Source organism: Mitsuaria sp. WAJ17 (assembly GCF_014174515.1).
In the GTDB taxonomy this organism is placed as follows: Bacteria; Pseudomonadota; Gammaproteobacteria; order Burkholderiales; family Burkholderiaceae_C; genus Roseateles_B.
In genome coordinates, this window is the sequence record NZ_JACJUG010000008.1 from 42,117 (window position 1) to 66,864 (window position 24,748).

17 protein-coding genes and 1 pseudogene are annotated in these 24,748 nt (G+C 68.9%); 16 read left to right on the plus strand and 2 right to left on the minus strand.

What is annotated here, in order from left to right; all coding sequences use genetic code 11:
• Nucleotides 1-47 precede the first annotated feature (47 nt).
• From H5407_RS08125 to H5407_RS08160, 8 genes are read left to right on the plus strand one after another with little or no spacing between them, the layout of a single operon-like run.
• Nucleotides 48-989, plus strand: coding sequence for a BadF/BadG/BcrA/BcrD ATPase family protein (locus H5407_RS08125; protein ID WP_183103957.1), 942 nt, complete (start codon nucleotides 48-50; stop codon nucleotides 987-989).
• Complete coding sequence (locus tag H5407_RS08130; RefSeq protein ID WP_183103958.1) at nucleotides 986-1,726, plus strand: GntR family transcriptional regulator; 741 nt, start codon at nucleotides 986-988, stop codon at nucleotides 1,724-1,726. Before H5407_RS08125 ends, H5407_RS08130 begins: the two co-directional genes overlap by 4 nt.
• The gene (nagA, locus tag H5407_RS08135) at nucleotides 1,723-2,853 is read left to right on the plus strand and encodes an N-acetylglucosamine-6-phosphate deacetylase (RefSeq protein WP_183103959.1); all 1,131 of its coding nucleotides are present in this window, start codon (nucleotides 1,723-1,725) and stop codon (nucleotides 2,851-2,853) included. Before H5407_RS08130 ends, nagA begins: the two co-directional genes overlap by 4 nt.
• Nucleotides 2,834-3,877 (plus strand): SIS domain-containing protein, encoded by a 1,044-nt coding sequence (locus H5407_RS08140; protein ID WP_404935607.1) that lies wholly within the window; start codon nucleotides 2,834-2,836, stop codon nucleotides 3,875-3,877. Before nagA ends, H5407_RS08140 begins: the two co-directional genes overlap by 20 nt.
• 13 nt (nucleotides 3,878-3,890) lie before the next feature.
• Complete coding sequence (gene nagZ, locus H5407_RS08145) at nucleotides 3,891-5,384, plus strand: beta-N-acetylhexosaminidase (protein ID WP_183103960.1); 1,494 nt, start codon at nucleotides 3,891-3,893, stop codon at nucleotides 5,382-5,384.
• A 31-nt stretch (nucleotides 5,385-5,415) separates the two neighbouring features.
• Entirely contained in the window at nucleotides 5,416-6,738 is a 1,323-nt protein-coding gene (locus H5407_RS08150) for an MFS transporter (protein WP_183103961.1), read from the plus strand.
• A gap of 10 nt (nucleotides 6,739-6,748) precedes the next feature.
• Nucleotides 6,749-7,675 carry a glycoside hydrolase family 16 protein gene (locus tag H5407_RS08155; protein WP_183103962.1) on the plus strand — a complete coding sequence of 309 codons (927 nt, stop codon included), beginning with the start codon at nucleotides 6,749-6,751 and terminating at the stop codon, nucleotides 7,673-7,675.
• A 25-nt stretch (nucleotides 7,676-7,700) separates the two neighbouring features.
• Nucleotides 7,701-8,771 (plus strand): acyltransferase family protein, encoded by a 1,071-nt coding sequence (locus H5407_RS08160; protein WP_183103963.1) that lies wholly within the window; start codon nucleotides 7,701-7,703, stop codon nucleotides 8,769-8,771.
• A 99-nt stretch (nucleotides 8,772-8,870) separates the two neighbouring features.
• Here the strand turns inward: H5407_RS08160 and H5407_RS08165 are convergent, their stop codons facing one another.
• Nucleotides 8,871-9,875 carry a hypothetical protein gene (locus tag H5407_RS08165; RefSeq protein ID WP_183103964.1) on the minus strand — a complete coding sequence of 335 codons (1,005 nt, stop codon included), beginning with the start codon at nucleotides 9,873-9,875 and terminating at the stop codon, nucleotides 8,871-8,873.
• 329 nt (nucleotides 9,876-10,204) lie between these two features.
• On the opposite strand from H5407_RS08165, the gene H5407_RS08170 reads away from it, so the two are divergent.
• The 8 genes and pseudogenes from H5407_RS08170 (at nucleotide 10,205) to H5407_RS08205 (ending at nucleotide 21,467) form a co-directional block, all read left to right on the plus strand.
• The gene (locus H5407_RS08170; protein ID WP_183103965.1) at nucleotides 10,205-11,731 is read left to right on the plus strand and encodes a tryptophan halogenase family protein; all 1,527 of its coding nucleotides are present in this window, start codon (nucleotides 10,205-10,207) and stop codon (nucleotides 11,729-11,731) included.
• A gap of 516 nt (nucleotides 11,732-12,247) precedes the next feature.
• Nucleotides 12,248-15,421 carry a lantibiotic dehydratase gene (locus H5407_RS08175; protein WP_183103966.1) on the plus strand — a complete coding sequence of 1,058 codons (3,174 nt, stop codon included), beginning with the start codon at nucleotides 12,248-12,250 and terminating at the stop codon, nucleotides 15,419-15,421.
• Nucleotides 15,418-16,632 (plus strand): lanthionine synthetase LanC family protein, encoded by a 1,215-nt coding sequence (locus tag H5407_RS08180; RefSeq protein ID WP_183103967.1) that lies wholly within the window; start codon nucleotides 15,418-15,420, stop codon nucleotides 16,630-16,632. The genes H5407_RS08175 and H5407_RS08180 overlap by 4 nt, the downstream gene beginning before the upstream one ends.
• 72 nt (nucleotides 16,633-16,704) lie before the next feature.
• Nucleotides 16,705-17,001 carry a hypothetical protein gene (locus H5407_RS08185; protein ID WP_183103968.1) on the plus strand — a complete coding sequence of 99 codons (297 nt, stop codon included), beginning with the start codon at nucleotides 16,705-16,707 and terminating at the stop codon, nucleotides 16,999-17,001.
• A 213-nt stretch (nucleotides 17,002-17,214) separates the two neighbouring features.
• The gene (locus H5407_RS08190) at nucleotides 17,215-17,472 is read left to right on the plus strand and encodes a hypothetical protein (protein WP_183103969.1); all 258 of its coding nucleotides are present in this window, start codon (nucleotides 17,215-17,217) and stop codon (nucleotides 17,470-17,472) included.
• A 42-nt stretch (nucleotides 17,473-17,514) separates the two neighbouring features.
• Entirely contained in the window at nucleotides 17,515-17,787 is a 273-nt protein-coding gene (locus H5407_RS08195; protein ID WP_183103970.1) for a hypothetical protein, read from the plus strand.
• 211 nt (nucleotides 17,788-17,998) lie between these two features.
• Nucleotides 17,999-19,225, plus strand: a complete 1,227-nt coding sequence (locus H5407_RS08200) for an HlyD family secretion protein (RefSeq protein ID WP_183103971.1) — start codon at nucleotides 17,999-18,001, stop codon at nucleotides 19,223-19,225.
• Nucleotides 19,222-21,467 (plus strand): annotated as a pseudogene (locus H5407_RS08205) (peptidase domain-containing ABC transporter). The gene H5407_RS08200 and the pseudogene H5407_RS08205 overlap by 4 nt, the downstream one beginning before the upstream one ends.
• Before the next feature lie 350 nt (nucleotides 21,468-21,817).
• On the opposite strand, the gene H5407_RS08210 reads toward H5407_RS08205, so the two are convergent.
• On the minus strand, nucleotides 21,818-24,448 hold the full coding sequence (locus tag H5407_RS08210; protein WP_183103972.1) for a TonB-dependent receptor: 2,631 nt from the start codon (nucleotides 24,446-24,448) through the stop codon (nucleotides 21,818-21,820).
• Nucleotides 24,449-24,748: the final 300 nt, after the last annotated feature.

Consider the following 24,748-nt stretch of genomic DNA (forward strand, 5'->3'; position numbering starts at 1 on the left):
AATACCAATTGACGCTTGGCTAATTCTGGTACTAAACTGGTATTACTATGAACAAGCCCCTGCCTTTGCATCACACCCTGGCGCGCGCTGAAGCGCTGGCCGCGGTGCGCTACCACGTGGGGGTGGATGGCGGCGGTACCGGCACGCGGGTCAAGCTGGCGGACGCCGCCGGCCGTGTGCTGGGTCAGGGCGAGGCCGGCCCTTCGGCGCTGGGGCAGGGCGTGGCCCAGGCCTGGCGCCACATCCAGGACGCCCTGCAGCAGGCGGCCGCCCAGGCTGGCCTGCCGTCGTTGCCGCTGGCCGAATGCGCGCTGGGCGCCGGCCTGTCAGGGGCCAATGTGCTGGCGGACGCGCAGGACTTCATCCGCACGCAGCCCGGCTTCGCGGCCGTGCTGCTGGAGAACGACGGCTTCACCACCGTGCTGGGGGCCCATGGCGGCCACCCGGGCGCCGTGGTGGCGGCCGGCACCGGCACCGTGGGCGAGGTGCTGCGGGCCGATGGCTCACGGGCCATCGCCTCGGGCTGGGGCTGGATCACCGGAGATGAGGGCAGTGGCGCCTGGCTGGGCCTGCGCGCCATGGGTCATGCCCAGCAGGCCCTGGACGGGCGGGTGCCGGTCAGCGAGCTGGCCCGCCGCGTGTGGGCCGTGGCGGGCAATGACCGCGAGTCCATCCTTGCCTGGTGCGTGGCCGCCGGCCAGCATGGCTTTGCGACGCTGGCGCCGCTGGTGCTGGATGCGGCCGACGCCGGCGACGCCGCCGCCCAGGCCCTGCGCGAGCAGGCCGTGAGGGCCCTGGAGCAGTTGGCGCTGTGCCTGGATCCGCAGGAGGAATTGCCCCTCGCCCTGGCCGGCAGCATCGCCAGGCGTCTTTTGGCCCATTTCTCAGGCAACATTCGTGCCCGTTGCGTCGAGTCCCAAGGAGATTCGGCCGACGGCGCACTGCTCTTGGTCGGCAGTGCACTCAACGACAAGACGGGTACACGATGACAAAGCTGCCGTTCCAATTCAAGCCTGACCCCGAAGCCGCCTCGCCGCTGTACATGCAGCTGGCGCACAAGCTGGCGCAGGCGATCCGCGAAGGCCACTACCAGGCCGATGAAGCCCTGCCCTCCGAGCGGGTGCTGTCCGAGTCCCTGGATCTCTCGCGCGTGACCGCGCGCAAGGCCATCGACCGCCTGGTCGAGCAGGGCCTGATCATCCGCAAGCGTGGGTCCGGCAACTACATCGCCCCCAAGCTGGAGCAGCCGCTGTCGCGCCTGACCAGCTTCTCCGAGGAGCTGCACCAGCGCGGCTTCAAGCCCAGCTCGCGCTGGCTGACGCGCGGCTTCTCCCTGGCGGCGCCGGACGAACAACTCTCCCTGGGCCTGACCACCGGCCAGCGCGTGGCGCGCCTGGAGCGCCTGCGCCTGGCCGATGCCGTGGTCATGGCCTACGAAGTGAGCGTGCTGCCCGAGGCGGTGCTGCCGGACCCCGAGTCCGTCAGCGCCTCGCTCTACGAGCACCTGGGCCGGCTGGGTGGCGCCCCGGTGCGCGCGCTCCAGCACATTCGAGCCATCAATGCCGACTCCCGCCTCGCCAGCCTTCTGGAAGTGCCCGTGGGTCAGGCCGTGCTGTTCATCACACGGGTGGGCTATCTGGAATCGGGTCAGGCCGTGGAGCTGACCCATTCGTACTGCCGCAGCGACTACTACGACTTCGTTGCGGAGATGAGGCGGGATGGATGACCGACGCACAGCGCACTGACGGATTCGTACTGACACCTGCGGGATTCATCCGCGGTGTGCTGGAGCATCAAGGAGGCCGCATCACCCGGATCGAGGGCGAGGCGGTCACCGAGTACGAGGTCCGCCACGGATCTCAGGATCTGCCCCTGATCCTCCCCGGCTTCATCGACGTGCATGTGCACGGCGGCGGCGGCCGGGACACCATGGAAGGCGGGGACGCCGCCCGGCAGATCGCCCGCCTCCACGTGCGTCATGGCACGACCTCGCTGCTGGCCACCACCATGACCGCGCCCATGGACGAGATCCGCGCGGCCCTGGCTGCCCTGGGCCCGGTGTGCAGCGAGCGCGAGCCCCAGGCCGCCCGCGTGCTGGGCGTGCACCTCGAAGGGCCCTACATCAACCCCGGCAAGCTGGGCGCCCAGCCCGACTTCGCCCGCGCCGCGCAACTGGCGGAGGTGCAGGCACTGCATGGCCTGGCCCCTATCCGCCTGATCACGCTGGCGCCCGAGCTGCCGGGCAATCTGGATCTCACCGAGCAGCTGCGCGCGGCCGGCTTCCAGGTGCAGATCGGCCACACCCTGGGCACTTATGAGGACGGCGTCGAGGCCCTGGAGCGCGGCGCCGGCGGCTTCACCCACCTTTTCAACGCCATGACGGGCTTGCACCACCGCGAGCCCGGCATGGTGGGCGCGGCGCTGGCCCATGCGCGCTATGCCGAGATCATTCCCGATCTGCTGCATGTGCACGAGGGGGCCGTGCGCGTGGCGCTGCGCTCCATTCCCTGCCTCTTCTGCGTGACCGACTCGACGGCTGCCGCCGGCATGCCCGATGGCGAATACAGCCTGGGCCGCCACCGCGTCACCAAGTGCATGGGCGGCGTGCGCCTGCCCGATGGCACGCTGGCCGGCAGCACGCTGACCATGGACCAGGCCCTGCGCAACCTGGTCGGGCTGGGGCTGGAGATGGCGGACGCCTCGCGTCGCGTCTCGACCTACGCAGCGGATTACCTGGGACTCAGCGATCGCGGCCGCCTGGCCGTGGGCGCGTGGGCGGATTTTGTGGTGCTGGACCGTGATTTGCAGGTGCAAGGCGTGGTCGTTGAAGGAGATGGAATTGACCTCGCTTGATATCAAGACCCGCATGCTGGAAGAGTGCCTGGCGGCGCCCGCGGCCGTCGCGCGCCAGCTGGCCGCTGATCAGAACGCCTATGCGGCCCTGGGTGAATCGCTGCGCGACGCGCCGCCCAGCAGCCTGCTGACCGTCGCGCGTGGCAGTTCGGACCACGCCGCCCACTACATGGCCTACCTCGTGATGGCGCGCTTGGGCCGCCTGGTCACCTCGCTGCCCATGTCCCTGATCACGCTGTACCAGAGCAAGATTGCTTGCGAGGGCCTGGTGTCCCTGGCCTTCTCGCAATCGGGCCAGAGCCCGGACCTGGTCGCGCCCACGCGCTTCTTCCGCGACGGCGGTGCACGCACCGTGGCCTTCGTGAATGCCGCCGGCTCGCCGCTGGCCGAGGCGGCCGAGCATGTGTTCTCCCTGCACGCTGGCCCCGAGAACAGCGTGGCCGCGACCAAGAGCTACATCGCCCAGCTGGTGGCTGGCGCCCGCGTCGTCGCCGCATGGCAGGGGGACGAGGACCTCGCCGCCGCCCTGCAGCAGCTGCCCGACGATCTCGTGAAGGCCGCCGGCCTGCGCTGGGACAGCGCCGTGGACGCGCTGCGCGGCGCCGACAAGCTCTTCGTGATCGGCCGCGGCACCAGCCTGCCCATCGCGTTGGAGGCGGCCTTGAAGTTCAAGGAAACTTGCGGTATCCAGGCCGAGGCCTTCTCGGGCGCCGAGGTCAAGCACGGCCCCATGGCCCTGGTCGAAGAGGGCTATCCGCTGCTGGTCTTCGCGCCCCGCGGCCCGGCCCAGGCCGGCCTCGTGGCCCTGGCTGAGGAGATGCGCGGCCGTGGCGCCCGCGTCCTGCTGGCCGCCCCGGCCGGCACGCCCGGCGCCGAGCTGGAACTGGCCTGCACGGGCAATGAGGATCTCGACCCCATCGCCGCCATTCAGAGCTTCTATCCCATGGTCGAGGCCCTGGCCCGCGCCCGCGGTCTGAACCCCGACCAACCGCGCCACCTGGCCAAGGTCACCAAGACCCACTGAGCGAGGCGCCCTCATGACCCAAGCCCAAGCATTCACGCCCGAGGACGCCGGCCAGCTGGTGATGGTCGATATCCAGGGCAAGACCCTGGACCCGGCCACCGCGGCTTTCCTGCGTGAGCACCGCATCCGCGCCGTCTGTCTGTTCCGCAAGAACCTGGGCACGGAGGAAGAAGTCCGCCAACTGACCCGCCAGCTGCGCGAGGTCATGGGCCCGAACGCCCTGATCGGCCTCGATCAGGAAGGCGGCTCCGTGGTGCGCGCCACCTTCCTGCCGCAGGCGCCCTCGGCCATGGCCCTCGGCGCGGCGGGCGACAGCGAGTTGTGCGAGCGCGTGGGCGCCGCCGTGGCCCGCGGCCTGCGCAGCATCGGCGTGAACTGGAACTTCGCCCCGGTCCTGGACATCAACAACAACCCCGCCAACCCGGTGATCGCCGAGCGCAGCTTTTCCGAGCGCGCCGACGAGGTCACCCGCCTGGCCGGCGCCTGGATGTGGGGCTCGCTGCGCGAGGGCGTGGCCTGCTGCGTCAAGCATTTCCCCGGCCATGGCGACACGCATGTGGACTCGCACCTGGCCCTGCCCACGGTGGACAAGAGCCGTGCCGAGCTCGACGCCCTGGAGCTGCGCCCCTTTCACGCCCTGCGCGAGATCGCGCCGGCGGTGATGACGGCGCACATCGTCTACCCGCAGATCGACCCCGAGTACCCGGCCACGCTGTCCGCCACCATCCTGGGCGGCATCCTGCGCAAGGAGTGGGGCTACGAGGGCGTGGTGATCACCGATGCGCTGATGATGAAGGCCATCTGCGAACGCTATGGCTACGATCGCGCCGCCGTGCTGGCCCTGCAGGCTGGTGCCGACATGATCCTGGCCCAGGGCTCGCTGGAAGAGCAGGGGCAGTCCTTGCGCGCCCTGCGCGAGGCCTTCGCCCGCGGCGAGCTGACGGCGGAGCAGGGCGCGCGTGCGCGCGATCGCCTGGACCGCCTGGCAAAGGCTTACCCGGTGGTCCACGATGCGTACGGCGGCGCCGTGCGCGAGGCCGATGGCGCGCTGATGGCCGAGGCCTGGGCGCGCGGCCTCACGGCCCTGCGAGCGGCCCAGGCCCCGGCGCTGGATGCCCCGATTCGCGTCTACGTGCAGACCGATGTTCCGACCGACATGGTCAGCGAGGCCGGCCCGACCGGCGCGCAGATCGCCGGTCTCTTCAGCGGCTTCTCGGACGCCGAGATCGTGATGCTGGACGACCTGCTGGGCCTGGACTGGGCCGACGTGCCGCGCGATGGCCGCAAGACCATCGTCGCCTCCACGCACCGCCTGCGCTACGGCGCCAACGCTGGCCAGTGGCAGCCCGACCTGCACCTGGTGCTGTGGAACCCCTTCCAGGCCCTCGATGTGCAGGGGGCCACCGTCATCAGCTGGGGCTATGCCGACGGCGCGCTGGCGGCCTTGAAGAGCTGGCTGCAGGGTGAGCTGGTGGCCTCGGCGACCTCGCCGGTGAGCCTGGGCTGAGGCCCGCCTCGAACAACAACAAGGACAAGCCATGAGCGCGATCCAGGACTCTTCTACGACCAGCCCCCTGCGCTGGGTGCCCAGCCTGTACTTCGTGCAGGGCCTGCAGTTCTTCGTGGTCATGCTGATCGCCAGCATGATGTACAAGAAGCTGGGCGTGGAAAACGACCAGATCGCGCGCTGGACCAGCCTCATCGGCCTGGCCTGGGCCTTCAAGCCGCTGTGGAGCCCCTTCCTGGAGTTGATCCCCAGCAAGAAACGCATCGTGGTGAGCATGCAGTTCCTGGGCGCAGCCGGCCTGCTGGCGGTGGCGCTGACCCTGCAGCTGCCCAGCTGGTTCGCAGCCTCGCTGGCGGTGTTCTTCGTGCTGGCCTATGCCTCTGCCACGCATGACATCGCCTGCGACGGGCTCTACATGGCCTCGCTGTCGGACAAGGAGCAAGCGGCCTATGCGGGCTGGCAGGGCGCCTTCTTCAACGCCTCCAAGTTCCTCACGCAGGGCGGCCTGCTGATCCTGGCGGGCCTGCTGGCCGAGCGCTTCGGCCTGAGCAATGCCTGGACGACGATCTTCGTGATGCTGGGCGTGCTGCTGGCGCTGCTGGCCAGCTACAACGCCTTTGCGCTGCCCAACCCACTGCCGGCGCAGGCACCCAAGGGTGGAGCGTCGGCCGTCTGGCAGACGCTGGTCGAGGTGGTCGCCGACCTGTTGCGCAAGCCCGGTATCTGGGTCTTCATGCTCTTCATCGTGTTGTTCCGACTGGCGGAAGGACAGGTCCAGACCATCGGTCCGCTGTTCCTGCTGGAGGCGCGCGAGAAGGGCGGCCTGGGCCTGACGCAGGAGCAGACGGGCGGCGTCTATGGCACCGTGGGCACGGCGGCCTTCCTGGTGGGCAGCATCCTCGGCGGCTACTTCACCTCGAGGCTGAGCCTGCGCCGAGCCATGCCGGTGCTGCTGCTGGCCATGGCCGTGCCCAGCGTCACCTTCTACTACCTGGCGGCGGCGCACCCGACCGACATCGTGCACATCGGCGCGGCCATCGCGCTGGAGATGTTCGGCTACGGCTTCGGCTTCGTCGGCATGATCCTCTTCATCATGCAGGTCGTGGCCCCCGGCCGCTTCCAGACCGCGCACTACGCGCTGGGCTCGGGCGTGATGCAGCTGGGCTTCATCCTGGCGAGATCCTTCAGCGGCGACGTGCAGCTGGCCCTGGGCTACGAGCGCTTCTTCCTCTGGACCATCGCCTGCGGTGTGCCGGCCCTGCTGCTGTTCTTCTTCGTCCGCTTCCCGCAAGGCGAGGCGGCGGCCGACCCGCAGGCCGCGGCCGGATCGGATGCCTTGCCGGCGAGCCGCTGAGCTGCTTGCCATGCGCTCCCTGAGTCTTCATGTGGTAGGCCTTGTGCTTGCCTTGTCTCTTGGGCCGGCCACCGCACAGGGCGGGGCCGGCCGCTTTTTTGACGACTTCAGCGATGCCGAGCTGGCCGGCCTGCGTGCCGCCGGCTGGACGGCCCGAACGGCACCTGGCCATCCCGGCGTTCCAGGCGCGCAGTGGGGTGAGTCCCAGCTGCGCCTGCTCGACGACCCCGCGCAGAAGGGCAATCGCCTGCTGCGCCTGGTGGCCGAGACCGATGGCACCGGCCCCGGCACCCGCCAGGCCCAGCTGTGCCAGCAGCGCAAGTTCCTGGAAGGCACTTACGCGGCGCGTGTCCGTTTCAGTGATACGCCGGTGCAGGGCGCGGACGGCGATCCCGTCGTCCAGACCTTTTATGCCGTGGCACCCCTGCGCCACGACTTCGACCCCGAGTTCAGCGAGATCGACTGGGAGTACCTGCCCAACGGCGGCTGGGGCAGCGAGAAGACGCGGCTCTACGGCATCAGCTGGCAGACCGTGCGCATCGAGCCCTGGCTGGCCTACAACGGCTCGCATGAGGAGATGGGCGCACTGGGGGCGGGCGACGCGGCCTGGCATGTGCTGCTGATGCAGGTGGGCGGCGGCCGCGTGCGCCTGTTCCTGGACGGCCGCCAGGTCGCCGAGCATGGCGGGCGCAACTATCCCGTGGTGCCCCTGTCCATCAACTTCAACCAGTGGTTCTCGCCCGGCGGGCTGCTGCCTGCGGGCGGCCCGGCGCGCCGCTACGAGCAGGACGTGGACTGGGTCTTCCACGCCCGCAACGAGCTGCTGAGCCCGCGGCAGGTCGAATCGGCCGTGGCCGCCTACCGTCGCCAGGGCCGGGCTCGCGAGGACACCGTGCCTGCCGCCCTGCCCGCGCTGGAAAGCCGCTGCGACTTCTGAGCCCCGAGCCTTTGTGACCTCCCCGATGACTGCGACCTCCCGTCTGGCCTCTGTCGATGCCCTGCGCGGCCTCACCGTGGCCGCCATGCTGATGGTCAACAACCCCGGCGACTGGGACCATGTGTTCTGGCCCCTGGAGCACGCCGCCTGGAATGGCTGCACACCCACCGACCTCATCTTCCCCTTCTTCCTGCTGATCGCCGGCGCCAGCCTGAGCCTGGCCACGGGCGGGCGCTGGAGCCGCGGCGAGCCGGCTGGCCTCCTGCTGCCGCCCTTGCTGAAGCGGGCGCTCAAGGTCTTCGTGCTGGGACTGGTGCTGCACCTGCTGGCATGGTGGCTGATGGGCAAGCCCAGCTACCGGTTGATGGGCGTGATGCAGCGCATCGGCCTGTGCCTGGCCTTGGCCGCCCTGCTGGGCACGGCCTGGCGCAGCGAGCGCGCGCGCTGGGGCCTTCTGGCCGTGCTGCTGCTGGGCTATGGCGGCCTGATGGCCTGCGGCGGCGGCTGGGAGCCGTCGAGCAATCTCGCCTCGCGCCTGGACACGCGGATCCTGGGGCCCTGGAACTACCAATGGGACGCGGCCACCGGCCGGGGCCATGACCCGGAGGGCCTGCTGAGCACCCTGGGGGCCCTGGCCAGTACGGTGCTGGGGCTGATCGCTGGCGAACGCCTGCGCCAGGGGCGCGGCCGCAGTCTCTGGCTGCCCGCCGCCCTGCTGCTCCTGCTGGGGGCGCTGAGCGCACAGTGGGTTCCCTGGAACAAGCAGCTGTGGACCCCCAGCTTCGTGCTCTGGACCGGCGGCTGGGCCTTCGCGGCCCTGGCCCTGGCTTACGAGCTGGTGGACCGCCAAGGCCTGCCGCCGCTGGGGCGGGCCTTCGGCGTCAATGCCCTGGCGGCCTATGCGGGGGCCTGGATGTGCACGGTCTTCCTCGAGGGCTTCGGCTGGATGGCGCCGCTGTACCGCGGGTTGTTCTCACCCATCGGCACGGCCTTCGGCCCCGAGGTCCAGTCCCTGAGCTTCGCCCTGGCCTTCGTGGCGGTGTGGAGCGTCATTGCATGGGCGCTGGACCGGCGGGGCTGGTACTGGAAGCTCTGAGGCAAGCTTGGCAGGGGCGCCTGGAGCGGCACGGGATGAGCGGCACGAGAAAAAGGGCCGGCCCTTGCGAGCCGGCCCTGCTGACGACGCGGAGGTCGATCAGGGGATGGGGCAGGACTTGGTCGGGTCGCGCAGGCTGCATTTCCACTGCCACATCACATTCAGCTTCTCGGTGAGGTTCACCGTGAAGTTCATGCCTGGCGCGCTCAGATTCAGGGTGATGACGTTGCCGCTGATGATGTCGGCCGTAGGTTCGCCAGTCCCATAGACGCCCTGCACCACCGCGCCCTTGCCCAGCTGCACGCTGACCTGGCTGTTGGCGATCAGGTAGGCCAGGTTGTTGTTGACGTACTGGCCGATGGGGAACGTCTGGCCATTGGGCAGCGTCACGACCTTGTCGGCCGGGATCAGCTTGTTCAGGCCCGTCAGGTAGTTCTGGTCGCGGCCGAAGAAGAGGTTGTCCTTGACCATGCCCAGGGAGCCCTTGACGCCGTCCAGTACGCCCTGGTCGATCTTGCCCTCGGCCTTGTTGATGATGATGTTGCCCAGGATGGGCAGTATCCAGCTGAGGTTGGAATCGCAGTCGGTCGAGGATCCCACATTGGCGGTGACGCCGATCTTGTCCGAAGGCAGCTCGCCGGTCGCCGCACCGTACTGGGCCGTGACCTGGAGATTGGCCAGGGAGGCATGGTTGACGCAGCTGTACGAGATGACGCCCCAGCGCTTGCCGCTGAACTGCGTGTAGGCGTCATAGCGGACGCCCCCCAGCGTCATCAGCACCGTGCCGTTGGCTTGGGGCTGGATCTGCACGTTGACATCGCCGGAGAGCGTGCCGCTCTGGAAGTTGACGCCCTGGCTGGCGGCCGACTTTCGCATGAATTCGTTCAGGCCGTTCTGCATGCTGTAGGGCACGGCCTTCATCTGCCCGGCGATGGTGCCCAAGGGGCCGCCGCTGCGCCAGTCCTCCGTGTAGCTCAAGCTGCCGCCGCCATAGGAGACGGTTGCCACATACTGGCCGGATTGGATGCGCGGAGACCAATCGGCCTGAGCCGCACCCGTGAAAGCCAGGGCCAGAGCCCCCAGAAGCAGGTGTTGTCGCTGCATAGTTCCTCATTCCCGCCTCTGACGTGGCCGTGTGCCCTTGCCTGGGCGCCGCTGCCTTCCCCGATCATGGTCAAGCGCACCGCCCCGTCTTTGGCGGGCATGGGGTAGGGCGGGTGCCTGATGGCCCCGGCCCCTCAGGGTCCGGCGCGGCGGAAGGATGGCAAAGAACCGAGCACGGCAACACTGCAAGAGTTGCGAGGTTCTGATGGAGTGGGCGATCTGCAGGCTGGCGGTAGACGGCGCCAGTTCCTCCCTGCTAGGCAGGGGGCTTCGAGCTCATGGTAGATGGCAATTGACTACCACTTAAATACCAATCAGCATCCCAGCTCATGAAGATCAAGACGATTGCCATCATCGGCGGCGGCACCGCGGGCTGGCTGGCGGCCAACCACCTCGGGCGCGAGCTGCTGGCCGACCCGGAGTTGAGCATCACGGTCATCGAGTCGGACGAGGTGCCCATCATCGGCGTGGGCGAAGGTACGGTGCCCTTCATCAAGCAGTCGCTGCAAAAGTTCGGCATTGGCGAGGCCGAGCTGATGCTGTCCTGCGAGACGACCTTCAAGACGGGCATTCGCTTTCAGGGCTGGCTGGATGCGGCCCGCCATGGCGCCGCTCACCACTACCTCCACGCCTTTGCGTCGCCTTTCCCCGGCGGCATGGACGTGACGCCCAGTTGGCTGGAGGAGGGCAGCGAGCGGGCTTTCGATGGCGTGTCCGTCGCGGCCCGCCTCTCCGAGGCCGGCCGCAGCCCCAAGCAGGTGTCGTCGGGCCCCTATGTGGGTGAGGTGGACTACGCCTATCACGTCAACGCGCAGCAGTTTGCGCAGCTCCTCTCGCGCAATGCGCAGCAGCGTTTCGGAGTCAGGCACCGGGTCGCCACCATCGTCGGTGCCGAGCGCGCGGCCGACGGCGGCATCGAGGCCCTGCGCACCCGCAGCGGCGAGCGCCTGGCCTTCGATTTCTACATCGACTGCAGCGGCTTTGCCTCGCTGCTGACGCAGGGCGTGCTCAAGGTGCCCTTCGTGGACAAGTCCCACCAGGTGCTGACAGACACCGCCCTGGTCCAGCAAGTGCCCTTTGGCCCCGACGAGCCCATTGCGCCCTACACGTTGGCGACGGCACACCGCGCCGGCTGGATCTGGGACATCCCCGTGACCCAGCGCCGCGGCACGGGTTTCGTCTACGCCAGCGCCTACATGGGCGAGGACGAGGCGGTGGCCGCCTTCGCGCGCTACCTGGGCCGCTCCGAGGCCGGCTTCGCGCCGCGCAAGATCGCCATGAAGATCGGCTACCGCCAGCAGCTGTGGAGCCACAACTGCGTGGCGCTCGGGCTGGCTCAAGGCTTTGTCGAGCCGCTGGAGGCCACCTCCATCCTGCTGACGGATTTTTCGGCGCAACTGCTGTCCCGGAATTTTCCCCGCCAGCAGGGCGACGAGCCCGCGCTGCGCCGCCACTTCAACGAGGCCACCGGCCAGGCCTGGGAACGGATCATCGATTTCGTCCAGCTGCACTACCACCTGTCGGACCGCAGCGACTCCGCCTTCTGGCTGGACAACCGCCAGCCCGGCCATCTCTCCGAGGTGCTGCGGGAACGCCTGGCGAAATGGCGCGTTGCCCCGCCCCAGGCCACGGACTTCGGCAGCCGATTCGAGCTCTTCAGCGTCGAGAACTACCTGTACGTGCTCTACGGCATGAAGTTCGCGACCCGCGGCTTCCCCATCGGTGAGGCGGAGCGCCGCGAGGCCCGTCAGCAGCTGGCGCAGGTGGATGCGCGCGCGCGGCGCCTGGTGGAGAGCCTGCCCTCCCACCGCGAGTGGCTCGACGGCCTGCGGGCCGCCGCTCAACAGCGCGCCTGATCCCGGCGCCGGCTGGCTTGGCGCCGCCCCCAGGCGTCCTGCCGGATTTCGTCCTGTTTCACCTGTGCCCGTGCCATGCGTTGCCCCATTCTCCTGTGGGCGCCCTCGCTCCCGCCCTGTTCGCGGCCTGAAACCCGGCCACTCCCTTGACCTGTAAGAACTGACAGGTGCGGCCGCGCAGCGCTCGCCGTCCTGGAATCCATGCTTGCGCTGGATTTGCGCAGGTATTAAATTGGTATTCGACTATTAAATCTGGACTCTGATTGGTTTCTTGCCCGCTGAGGGTGAGCACCGGCGGGAAGGACGCGCGGCAGGCGGTATTGACACGAGGGGTGCTGACCTAATCGGTTGGATGGTGCCCTTGGTGTTGCGGCTGTTTGGCTGTGCGGGGTCTGGTAGCGAGCGCTGGAGACACGGCGCCAGAACATCTTGCAAGACGGAGATCCGCAGCCAAAGCCTGGCTTGCGTGTGGTGGTTTGGTCTCCGGCATTACGAGTTTCGTCTCGGAGGGAGACCATGAAAGAGCTGATCGCGCCGGCGGGCTTTGCCTTGCTGCGCCACCCGCTGCTGCCCCTGCGGCATTTCCAGGACTGGCAGCAGAGCCAGGATGCTGAGTCCTTCATCCTGGCCCTGTATGCCCAGCCCTGGCTGGAGGAAGGGCTGTATGTGTCCAGCCCCAGCCTGCACGCGCGCCTGCTGGAGCTGAGGCAGGGCACAGGCGAGGTCAGCCGCCTGCCGACGGAGCGCAGGAAGCTGGTGGCCAGCCTGGCGCGCTTCCTCAGCCGGGCGGCCTACCGTTGCACGCCCTTCGGCCTCTTTGCCCAGGTCCAACTGGCGACGATTGGGTCTGGCGAAGCGGCCGCCGGGGCGCCGGCCACGCATGCGCTGCAGCGCGGCATCCACCTGGACAGCGGCGTGGAGGCCTGCCTGCTGGAGCGGGCCCTGCAGGACCACGGCTGGCGCGAGCGGCTGAGCTGGCAGATCAGCAACACGGCAGTCCGCTGCGGCGAGCACCTCAGCTACGTCGATTGGATCTACCAGGCCAACCGGCAGCGCAGCTACCGTGCCGTTGAACTGGTTCATGGCGAGGCCCTGCAGCTGCTGTTGGATGCCGCCCAGGCCCCGCGCGACTTCGGTGCGCTGAACGGATTGCTGTGCCGGCAGCTGGAGGTCGAGCCGGCCGAAGCCGCGGCCTTCTTGCATGAGCTGATCGATCGCCGCCTGCTCCTGCCGCTGCTGGCGCCCACGGCCAGCCCAGGCTGCAGCCTGGACCAGGCCCTTTCCCGGACGGCGCCCCATCCGGCCCTGGAGGCGCTGCTGGACATCCAGCGCCAACTGCAGGGCCTGCGGTCCCGGGCGGACAGCGCCGAGTCGCTGGTGCCGGCCTATCAGGCCTTGCGTACCCGCATCGAAGCCGAGATCGGCAGCGAGGACCTCAGCCGGGGCGTGCTGCAGATTGACACCCTGGATCCGCGCCCGGCGCAGCTGGATCCGGCCCTGGTGGCCGGCCTGGTGGCGCGGCTGCAGGAGGTCATGGTCCACACGGCGCGGCGCACGGCCCAGCGGCAGGATTACAAGCGCCTGTTCCGCGAGCGCTTTGAGGAGCGCGAGGTCAACCTGGCCTATGCACTGCACCCGGAACTGGGTCTGCCCTATCCGAACCGGGGCAGCCTGGCCTCGCCTCTGCTGGAGGGCTTGAAGCTGGGCGGGGCAGGAGGCGGTGAGGGCGGCGGCGCCCTGCCCATGCTGCCACTGGAGCGCCTGGTGCTGAGCCGGCTCTTCGCGCAGGGCGGGCAGGCGGCGCCCATCGAGCTGAGCGCCGCGGACCTCAAGAGCCTGGGCCAGCCGGCCGAACCGTCCCTGCCCGAGGGGCTGTACGCCCAGGTCGCGCGCCTCCCAGCGTCGCTTGGGCAGCCGCCGCAGTTCGAGCTGCGCGGCCTGGGCGGACGCAACGGCCTGGAGCTGGTCGCCCGCTTCTGCCATCTGAGCCCCCAGCTTGGCGAGGCCGCGGCCCGCTATGCCCGCGAGGGCCGTGACGAACAGCCGGACTGCCTCTACGCCGAGCTGATCCACCATCCCCAGGACCGCCTGCTCAATATCCTGCGACGCCCGGCACTGGCCAGCCACGAGCTGGTCTATGCCGGGAGCAGCGACAGGCCGCGCGAGCAGCAACTGTGGCTCAGCGACCTCAGCATCCAGCTCGTCGGCGATCGCTTCGTGCTGCGCGAGCTGCGCAGCGGTCGCCGTGTCATCCCGCGCCTGAGCAGCGCGCACAACTACAGCGCCCGCCAACTGGGAACCTATGAATTCCTGGCCGGCCTGCAGGACGAGGATGGCCCCTGGATGGGCTTTGCCTGGCCGCAGGCCGTGCAGCACCTCCCATTCCTGCCGCGGGTGGCCTACGAGGGCCTGATCCTGGTGCGTGCCCGCTGGTCGCTGGACGCCGCCGGCATCGAGGCGCTCAACAAGGCTTCAGCCCAGGGCAGCCTGGCGGCCTGGCGGGCCGAGCGCGGCCTGCCCCGCTTCGCTACTTGGGACCAGCACGACAACCACCTGCCGGTGGACCTGGACAACCCCGGATCGGTCGGCCTTCTTCTGGACGAGATCATCAAGCTGCCGCAGGCCCTGCTGCACGAATGCCTGGCTCTCAACGCGGCCGAGCAGCACCAGGCCTTCGACCAGCACAGCCAGGAGTGGCTGCTGCCACTGCAACGTCCGCGCAGCGCACCCGGGCCGGCACAGGCGGCAGCCTGGCATCCGCAGCGCCAAACGCTGGTGGCGGAAGGCGAGCGCCACCCTTGCCTGGAGGACTGGATCTATCTGCGCCTCTACACCGGGGCTGGCTATGCCGACCGGCTGCTGCGCGAGCACATCGCACCACTGATACGTGAGGCCCAGGCCCAGGGCCAGCTCAAGGCCTGGTTCGTCGTGCGCTACCAGGACAGCTTCGAGCATCTGCGCCTGCGCTGTCGCGCCGTCGATCGAGACACCTTGGTGCAGCTGCACCAGCGACTGCAGGCCAGCCTGGCGCAGGCTCAGCGGCGCGGCCTGCTGTGGCGGGTGCAGGCCGACGACTACCTGCCGGAGATTGAGCGCTATGGCGGTGCCCAGGGCATGGCCCTGGCCGAACAGCTCTTCGCCTTGGATTCGGATGAGCTCCTCGCCCTGCTGGACATCGAGGCCGCAGCCGGCGAGGCCGGCGCGGAGGCTCCGCCGCGCTGGCTCCATGCTCTGGCCTCCCTCGATTCCTATGCCGGCCTGCTTTGCCCTGATCCGGCGCGGCGCGAGGCGCTGCTGGACAAGCTGGCCCGGCAGTTCCTGGAGGAGCAGACCGGCAGCGCGGGCCGCTCGGCGGCACTGGTGGCCATCGGGGCCCGCTTCCGGGAGTTCAGGCGCGAGCTGGAAGGGCTGCACAAGGGCGAGGGCAGCCTGGGGCGCTGGCAGGCTGTGCATGCCGCCCACGCGCCGGCCCGCCTGCAGCTCCTGCAGGCGCTGCAGGCTCATCTGGAGACCTTGCCGGAGCTGCAGCGCGAGTCCGTCCTGGAAAGCCTGCTGCACATGCACTGCAACCGTCTCGCGCCCAGCGAGCCTCGCCGCCACGAGACCCTGCTCTATGACTTCGCCCGGCGTCTGCTGCGTGGCCGTCAGGCGCGGCGCGCCCCCGTGGCCGCCGTGGAGCCCGCGGCATGAACCCGGCGGAGCTTCGCCTGATCGAGGCCGTGCGCGGGCGGCTGCGCCTGGCGCTGGACCAGGATTGGCGCGATGCCACCTACGCGCGCGGCGCCGCCGGGCAGCTGCTGGCGCTGGGTGCGCTCGACGAGCTGGCCGTGGCGCGCGGCGCGGCGCCCAGCTTTGACGCCGGCTGGCTGGTCGAGCGGCTGATGCGCCTGCTCTCCCAGCTGCCGCGCTACCCGCATGGCTTGTTCCAGGGCATGCAGGGCCTGCTGCTGGCTGCCCTGGAGCTGGATCGCGTCCACCAGCTGGACGTGGTCGAGGAGATGGCCCGGGACGCGGACGAGCACCTGCTGCACAGCCTGCACAGCGGCGACGGGCTGCCCGAGCACTTCGACCTGATCGGCGGACTCAGCGGCCTTCTGGTCTATGCAGCCTATCGCGAAGGGCAGGGCTGCGAACTGCCCCTGGCCGAATCCTGCCTCCAACGCCTGGCCGGCATGGCGCGAGCGGACGGCGCGGGAGGCCTCTCCTGGTTCACCCCCGCCGGCTGGATACGCGGCTTTCCAATGGGCGATGTGCACCCCACGGGCTGCACGGATCTCGGCGTTGCACATGGGCAGGCGGGCGTGCTCGCGGCCCTGGCCTATGCGCGGGCCTCGGGCGCCAGCGGGGCTGCGCAGGGGCGCGAGCTCCTGCTGGGCTGCCTGCAGGCGTTCAGGCGCTATGAGCAGCAGGGGGGGGCGGCGCATTTCGGTGTGGCGGCGGAAGAGCCGGGCGGATCGCGCTGCGCCTGGTGCTATGGCGACCTTGGAACGGCCGCGGCGCTGCAGCTGTCCGCGCAGGCCCTGGCGGATCCGGGCCTGGAGGCCTGGGCGGAGCGCCTGCTGGCGTCCCTGTCCCATCGTCCTGTGCCGAACCTGGGCTTCTCTGACGCATGGCTGTGCCACGGCAGCATCGGCTCGGCCTGGCTGACGCGCCAACTGGCCCCGCAGCGGGTCGCGATGGTCGCCCGCTTCCAGCGCCAGCATGCCCTGGACGGCGAAGACGGCCTCCTGGCGTCGCTGGAAACCGAGGCTGACCCGGATCTGAGCCTGCTGGAAGGTCATGCCGGCCTGGCCCTGGTCCTGGCCGAGCTGGGGCAGGGCCAGTCACCGGCGCTGCACTGGAGCCTGCCCTTCCTGGCCGGGCGCCGTGCCCTGCAGACCGTGACGCCCTTGCCGGCCTGACGAACGACGCAGTGCCTGATTTCGAGCCGCGCAGGCAGCAGTTCAAGGCGGCTCATCACCCAAGGAAGAACCATGAGCAAGAACAGCAAGCTGGGCCTGAGCACGACCTCAGTCCGGCATCTCAACGAAGGCGAGCAGCAGGGCGTGGCCGGAGGCTACACGCCGCCGATCTCGTATACCGGACCGGCCCAGCCGGGCTGTGCTGGTTGGTCCGTAGGCTGCCCTGTCAGCAACACCTGCCCCCCCGCGACCGCCGACTGCCCGCCCGCCACCGCGGGCTGCCCGCCGGCCAGTCTACCGACCTGCGTGTCGCCCACGCATGACCGCGGCTGCGCGCCCACGGGCGCCGTCTGCGTTCCCTGGGCCTGAGTCGCCCGGCGCTCGCATCCCCCGAATCCGGCGCCATGCAGGAGGGCTCGGCCGGGCCTGAATGCAAGGCGTCGATCGCGGTGCCCCGGCGCCCCCGAGCTGCACGGAGCTCCAGGGGGCGGTAGGCGCCGCCGCCCACGGGTCGCCGTGAACGACCCAGGCATTGCGCTGCTGCAGCGTCACCGCTGCTTCCCTCTCACACAAGGATCATCCATGAGCAAATCACCCAGACTGCAGCTGAGCACGACCTCGGTCCGCAGCCTTTCCTCCTCCGAAGTCGGCCAGGTGGCCGGCGCCGACGGCGGCCCGACCGGCAACACCTCGCTGTCCAACGCCTACTGCGGCCCCTGCCCGTCCAACAACCCCTGCCAGACGAATTACTGCCCGCCGCCGGCCACGGCCACCTGCCCGCCGGCCACCACCAACTGCCCTGCGCCCACGACCAACGTCACCAAGGGCTGGTGCATCTGAGCGCCGCGGCGCTTTCCACAACATCCATCAAGGAGACTGACCATGAGCAAGAAGCTGAAGCTGTCCACCACCTCGGTGCGCCAACTGGGCGCCAACGAGCTGACCGACGTGGCCGGTGGCTACACCTCGATCGCCGCCTGCGGCGACGACCCCACCAACCGCCCCTGCATGACCATCAATGCGGCCTCGGGCTGCCCGACGGGCGTGCCTGAGACGCAGACCTGCCCGCCCGCCACCGGTGCCTGCGCCACCAGCGCCTGCCCGCCGGTGTCGCGCACGCCGCGTTGCGGCGGCGGTGCCAGCTACCTGTGCTGATGCAGGCGGCCTGCCATCGGCCCGGGACCGCCTCGGTGGGCCCCGTCGCCGTCCGACAGCAGCGCTTGAGCGGCTGATGGCGGCTTGATCGCGAGTGGATGCCATCGGGCATCCACTCGCCTCCCGATTCCCCTTTCCCGCGGACGCGCGCCGGCCCCAGCGCCGGGCGTGCGGACGCCGATTCCGTCACCGACCCGAGCGAGTCCCCCACATGCTGTTTCGTCAAGCCGCCCTCGATCACCTGCGGCGCGGTCATGCGCAGGGTCAGGTCTTGCTGCGCAGCCCGCGCAGCTTCTGGTGGATGTCTTCGGCCGCGCTGGCACTGGGCCTGGGCGTGCTGGTGCTGCTGTTCCTGGGCAGCTACACGCAGCGCGCCCGCGTGAGCGGCCATCTGGTGCCGGACAAGGGCCTGGTGCCGCTGAGTGCCCTTCAGCCCGGCCTGCTGGCCGAGGTGAGGGCCAGCGAAGGTGATGCCGTGCGGCAGGGTCAGGTCTTGTTCCGCCTGCGGTCCGAGCGGCAATCGCTCAAGGGCGAGCTGAGCCAGCAGGCCGTGCGCAGCCTCCAGGAGCAGCGCAGCGGTCTTGAACGCGAGCTGAGGCTGCTGGACGCACTGGCCCAGACCCAGGCCCAGGCGCTGCGGCAGAAGCAGCGCGAGCTCGAGCAGGCGCTGCCACGCGCCCAGGCCGAGCAGGCCCTGCAGCGAAGGCGCCTGCAGTCCGCGCAGGCCACGCTGCAGCGCTACGAGGAGCTGCAGCGCACCGGCTTTGCCAGCCCCCTGCAGCTGCAGCAGCGTGCTGACGAGGTCCTGGACCAGCAGGCCCGGCTCGCGGTGCTGGAACGCAGCGAGCACGAACTCAAGGCCCAGCTGCAGGCGCTCCAGCTGGACCTGCAGGCCCAGGCCCTGCGCGACGACGGCCCCCGCGCCCAGGCCCGGCGCCAGCTGGCCGCACTCGACCAGGAACTGGCCGAGGCGCAAGGGCGGCGCGAATGGGTGCTGACCGCGCCGGTGGATGGCGTGCTGACCTCGCTGCGCGCACACCCGGGCCAGCTGGTGCAGCCCGGTCAGGAACTGGGTCTGGTGCTGCCGCAGGGCTCGCAGCTGCTGGCAGAGCTGCAGCTGCCCTCCAGCGCAGCGGCCTTCGTGCGGACGGGCCAGCGCGTGAACCTGCGCTACGCCGCCTTCCCGTATCAGAAGTTCGGCCAGCAGCAGGGCGTGGTGAAGGAGCTCGCCCGGGCGGCCGGGCAGGGCGCGGCCGCGGGCGGCGGGGAGCGCAGCTACCGGGTGCTGGTGAGCCTGCCTCGCCAGCAGGTGATGGCCTACGGTGAGCCGGTGCCGCTGCAGCCCGACATGCAAGTGGAGGCCGATGTGATGCTGAGCCAGCGGCGCCTGATCGAGTGGATCTTCGAGCCCATGCTGGCCTTGAAGGGGCGGCTGTGAACCTGATGCAGGGATTGCGATTCGGATTCGGCGCCCGGCTGCCCATGCTGCAGCAGGCCGAGACCGCCGAGTGCGGGCTGGCCTGCCTGGCCATGATCAGCTGCTTCCACGGCCGCTGGGTCGAGGTGCAGACGCTGCGCCAGCAGCTCCAGGCCTCGGCCAAGGGCATGAACCTCAAGCAGCTGATGGAGCACGCCACGGCGCAGGGCTTCTCCACGCGCGCCGTCCGCCTGGAACTGGAGGACCTGCCGCAGTTGCAGCTGCCCTGCATCCTGCACTGGGACATGAACCATTTCGTGGTGCTGCGCCGGGTCAGCGGCCGGGAACTGCTCATCCACGACCCGGCTCAGGGCGTGCGCCGGCTGGGCCTGGCCGAGGCATCGCGGCATTTCACCGGCGTGGCGCTGGAGCTGGCGCCCATGCCGGACTTCCAGCGCAGCGAACCCAAGCCGGCTGTGAGCCTCGGGCAGCTGGTGGGCCAGGTGCGCGGCCTCAGGCGCTCGGTGCTGCAGGTGCTGATGCTGTCGCTGGCGCTGGAGATCCTCGCGGTGGTCTCGCCCTTCTTCCAGCAATGGGTGCTGGACGGCGTGATCGTCCAGCATGACACCGACCTGCTCCAGGTGCTGGCGATCGGCTTCGGCATGCTGATGCTGCTGCAGCTGGCCATCAGCACACTGCGCAGCTGGATGGTGATCTACTTCTCCACCCAGCTGAACCTCCAGTGGGCGGCGGGCGTGCTGAGCAAGCTGCTGCGCCTGCCCATGGACTACTTCATGCGGCGCCATCTTGGTGACGTGATCTCGCGCTTCGGCGCCATCCAGAACATCCGGCAGACGCTGACCTCGGCAGCCCTGAATGCGGTGCTGGACGGGCTGATGGCCGGCGTGGCGCTGGTGATGATGCTGGTCTACAGCCTCAAGCTGGCCGCGGTGACCCTGCTGGCGCTGGCGGCCTATGTGCTGATTCGCGTGCTGTCCTATGAGCCCTTCAGGCAGGCCAACGAGGAGCAGATCGTCCATGCCGCGCGGCAGGACGGGCATCTGCTGGAATCCGTGCGCGGCGTGCAGTCGCTCAAGCTCTTCAACCGCGAGGACGAGCGCCTGGCGCACTGGCTCAATCTGCTGGTGAACACCAGCAACCGTGAGCTGGCCACGCAGCGGTTGTCGACGCTCTACCAGAGCGCCAACACCCTGGTCTTCGGCGCCGAGAACATCGCGGTGGTGTACCTGGGCGCCCTGCTGGTGATCCAGGGCGAGCTGTCCATCGGCATGAGCTTCGCCTACGCCGCCTACAAGACCCAGTTCAGCGGGCGCATCAGCGCCCTGGTCGACCTCGGTTTCCAGGTGCGCATGCTGCGCATCCAGCGCGAGCGGCTGGCAGACATCGTACTCAGCGAGCCCGAGCCTGCGGGGGGCACCGGCCTGCCGAGCGATGCGGTGCCCGACATCGAGCTGCGACAGGTGCGTTTCCGCTATGCCGCGAACGAGCCCTGGGTGCTGGACGGCGTGAGTCTGCGCGTGGAGGCCGGGGAGTCGGTGGCCATCGTGGGGCCGTCGGGCTGCGGCAAGACGACCCTGCTCAAGCTCATGCTGGGCCTGCTGCAGCCGACCGAGGGCGAGATCCTGGTGATGGGTCGCCCGCTGGGCGCCGTCGGCCTCAGGGCCTGGCGCGAGTGCCTGGGCGCGGTGATGCAGGAGGACCAGCTCTTTGCCGGCACCATCGCCGAGAACATCGCCTTTGGCGACCCCGAGCTGGACCTGGCCCGTGTGCAGCTCTGCGCCCGCCAGGCCGCCGTCGAGGAGGAGGTGCTGGCCATGCCCATGGGCTGGCAGACCTTGATCGGCGACATGGGGGCGGCCATCTCGGGCGGGCAGAAGCAGCGGCTGCTGCTCGCCCGGGCCCTGTACAAGCAGCCGCGCGTGCTGTTTCTGGATGAGGCCACCAGCCATCTCGACGCCCAGCGCGAGCTGCAGGTCAACGAGGCCATCCAGACCCTGCGCCTCACCCGCGTGGTGATCGCCCACCGCCAGGAGACCATCGAGCGCGCGGGCCGGGTGATCCGGCTCGCGGCGGTGGCGGCGCCGGCGCTGCGCTGAAGACCGCACCGGCGCACTGTCCGCCGGCCTGCATCGCCGCCGTGAAGGTGCCACGCTCTGCTCCGGCGTCTGCGGGTGCGTGCGGGTGCTCGTCCGCCAATAGCCCCTTGCCTGCACGCCTGCACGCCCTGAGTGGGCCGGCGTGAGCCCGTCCGAGGATGCGCTCTCGCCGGCAGCAATGTCCGGTGGCTAACGTCTGAAGTGAGGTTCCCTCTTGATGCCGGCGGGCGTACTCGACCCAAGCGCCAGGCGCTCGCCCGCACAAGCCCGGACCGGCAGCGGGCGGGGGGCTGGTCGCCCCTGATGTGCAAGGCCGGCTCGGCGCATGCAGCCAGGGCAGCTGCCGCGCCGTTCCTGTGACGGGCAGGCGGCGTCGCGGCCAGGGCTGAGGCCCTGCATCGGGCACGACATAGCGCTTGGTCAGCCGCGCAGAACGTCAGGACGAAAAAAAGCCCGGCTGAGCCGGGCTTTGAGGGGCCTACAGGCGAGGGATCGCTTAGAACTTGGCGCTCAGGCCGAGGCGGTAGGTCGTCTCGCCCATGAAGGACCAGGCCGGGTAGCCCACCTTCATGCTGCCCTTGACGTCAGGGTTGCTGGCGTCGGCGGCACCGTACTGAACGTCGTCCTTCTTCAGCAGATTGACGGCTTCGAAGGTCAGGCGCAGGTTCTTGTTGATGTTCCAGCCAGCGCTGAAGTCCAGCGAACCGTACGGATCGTGCATGCGGTAGCTGTAGTAGCCCGTCTCACGGATCATGTACTTGGAACGCCAGTTGTAGGCCAGGCGAGCGGTGTAGTTCTCCGTTTCGTAGAAGCCCACCAGGTTGACGGTGTGCTTGGACGATTGGGTGAACAGGGCCAGGCCGTCCGGGTAGCTGGAAGCGGGCGCTTTCGCGTCAGCGTAGGTGTAGCTGCCGGCGAAGCCGAAGCCGCTGTCCAGGCTGTGGTTGATCTGGGCTTCGAAGCCGTTGATCTTGCCGCCGCCGGCGTTGATGTACTGGTTGACGGTCCAGTTGTCGACCTTGCTCAGCGGATCCACCACGCCCAGCTTCTGGTTGGTCTTGACAAGGGCCGTGACGAAGTTGTCGATCGACTTGTGGAAGATCGCGGCGGACACCATATTGCCCTTGCCGTAGTAGTACTCGATGCCCAGGTCGAACTGCTTGGAGGACTGGGGCTTCAGGCCCACGGAGCCGAAGGTCATGGACTCGTTGCCGACGCGGTCATCGTTGTAGCCGGCCTGCTTGGTCAGGAACATGTACTCGAAGTTGGGGCGCGTGATGGCCTTGGAGGCGGCCAGGCGCAGCACCGTGTTCTTGTCAATGTTGTAGGCCGCGTTCAGGCTGGGCAGCCAGTCGCTGTAGCTGGCCTTTTCCTCACGGATCGTGTTGCCCCAGCCGTCGTTGTTGGGCACGTCATTGGCGGCCAGCGGCGTGCCGTCGAACTTGTAGCCGCGGCCGGTCACGTTGGTGTGGACGTAGCGCAGGCCGAAGTTGCCGCGCCAGCCGGCCTTCTCGAACTCGAACATGCCGTAGGCGGCACGGTTGTCCTCATCGATCTCGGCAAAGCTGGAACGCTGCGGCGTCCAGGAAGCGGTGTTCTTGCCATACAGGGCGGCCATGGCGTCCAGGTTGGCCTTGGGGAAGTCCCAGCCATTGGGGCCCATCTTGATGGAGCCGCTGTACAGGTCGCTGGTGTTGCCCGAGACCACGGTGGGGCTGAACTTGGCACGCAGGGCGCTCTGCTCGTACTTGTGGCTCGTGGCGCGGACGCCTGCCTTGAACGAGGTCAGGCCGTTCCAGTCGAGGTCGTAGGTGGCGTCCGCCTGGGCGAAGTTCTCCTTGTCGGCATTGGGCTGCTGCTGGTCGGTGGCCCAGCCGGTCGGCACCAGCTTGGAGGGCAGGTTGGACACCTTCACGTCCATGGGGACGGCCGGGGAAATCACGATCTGCTTGCCGGTGGCGTCGATGGTGCCCTTGAACTTGGGCAGGCTCTGGCCCTCATCCCACCAGCCCACACCGTAGTTCATGGTGTGCGAGGTGCCGCCCTTGGCCTTGGTCTGGCCGGCTACGGCATCGACCTTGAACCCGTCGGCGCGGAAGGAGCCGTTCAGCACCAGGCTGTCCGAGCTCATCTTGCCCTGGCGTGCCCAGGTCTGCATGAAGGTATTGACCGGGTCGGCATCGCCGGCAACGGCCTTCACGCACAGCCCTGCAGCATTCTTCTGCTTGCAGTTGCTGTCGTTCTGGCCCATGAACAGGTAGAGGTTGCTGTTCGTGTTGTCGCCCGTCAGGTCCAGGCTCAGGTAGTTCAGGCCCAGATCGATGTTGTCTGCGGGCTTGCCTTGCAGCGTCAGGTTCAGAGCCGTGCGCTTGCGGTCCTGCACGAACGTGGCGGGTGCCACGTCACCGGCCCAGCCGGCGTCGGACTCGATACCGCGGCGGATGTACTCGCTCTTTTCGACGGCGCCTGCGACCAGCACGCCGAAGGAGCGTGCCTCATTGCGCCAGCTGTAGAGGCCGGCGACGTCCTTGGACAGATCAGTGCTGACCGTGCCCTTGCCCAGCTTGAGGCTTGCGAAGGCGGTGCCCGCCTTGAGGTCCAGCGGCTTGCGGGTCTTGACGATCACGGTGCCACCGATGCCGCCTTCGGTCAGGTCGGCCTGGGAGGACTTGTACACCTCCATGCCGCCGATCAGTTCGGAGGGCAGCAGGGAGTAGTTGAAGGAGCGGTCCACCGTGGCCTGGTCGTACCAGCCAGTGGAGGCCACGGTCTGTCCGTTCAGGGTGGTGTAGGTCATCTGCGGATCGGAACCGCGCACCGACACCGTGGCGCCCTGGCCGAAGGCGCGACCGACCGTGATGCCGGGCAGGCGGCCCAGCGATTCGCCGACGTCCGAGTCGGGCAGCTTGCCCACATCCTCAGCGGTCACCGCGTCAACCACGGCGCTGGCATTTCGCTTGATGTTGGCTGCCGATTGCAGCGAAGCGCGGATGCCGGTGATGACCACCTGGTCCAGCTGATTGCCTTCCTTCTTGGCCGGCTCAGCCTGCTGCGCTTGCGCTGCCATGGCAACGCCCAGCAGGGCGATGGTCACCGCCGCGGCGATGGGGGTCTTTGAGACCTTCATGAACTGCTCCTCATAGTGGCCAGTGAAATCGGTCTGGCCTGTTGAAAGACTTGGCATCAGAGGACGGGGCGAGAACTCATCCCCACTGCGACACCACCAATACACACCTCAATTGCAACCAATGCCATGCCACTATAACGATCAATAGATCCACTTTGCTACCACTTTTGGGGGCGTGTTTTCCCTGCTGTGGCATTGCTGCGACCGCTGTCTGGTGGCCGGCTGGGGCGCCTTGAATGCCGGCTTTTGCGGGGGGTGCGGCAGTCTGTCTTGGTAGTTGATTGGTATTGTTGATAGACG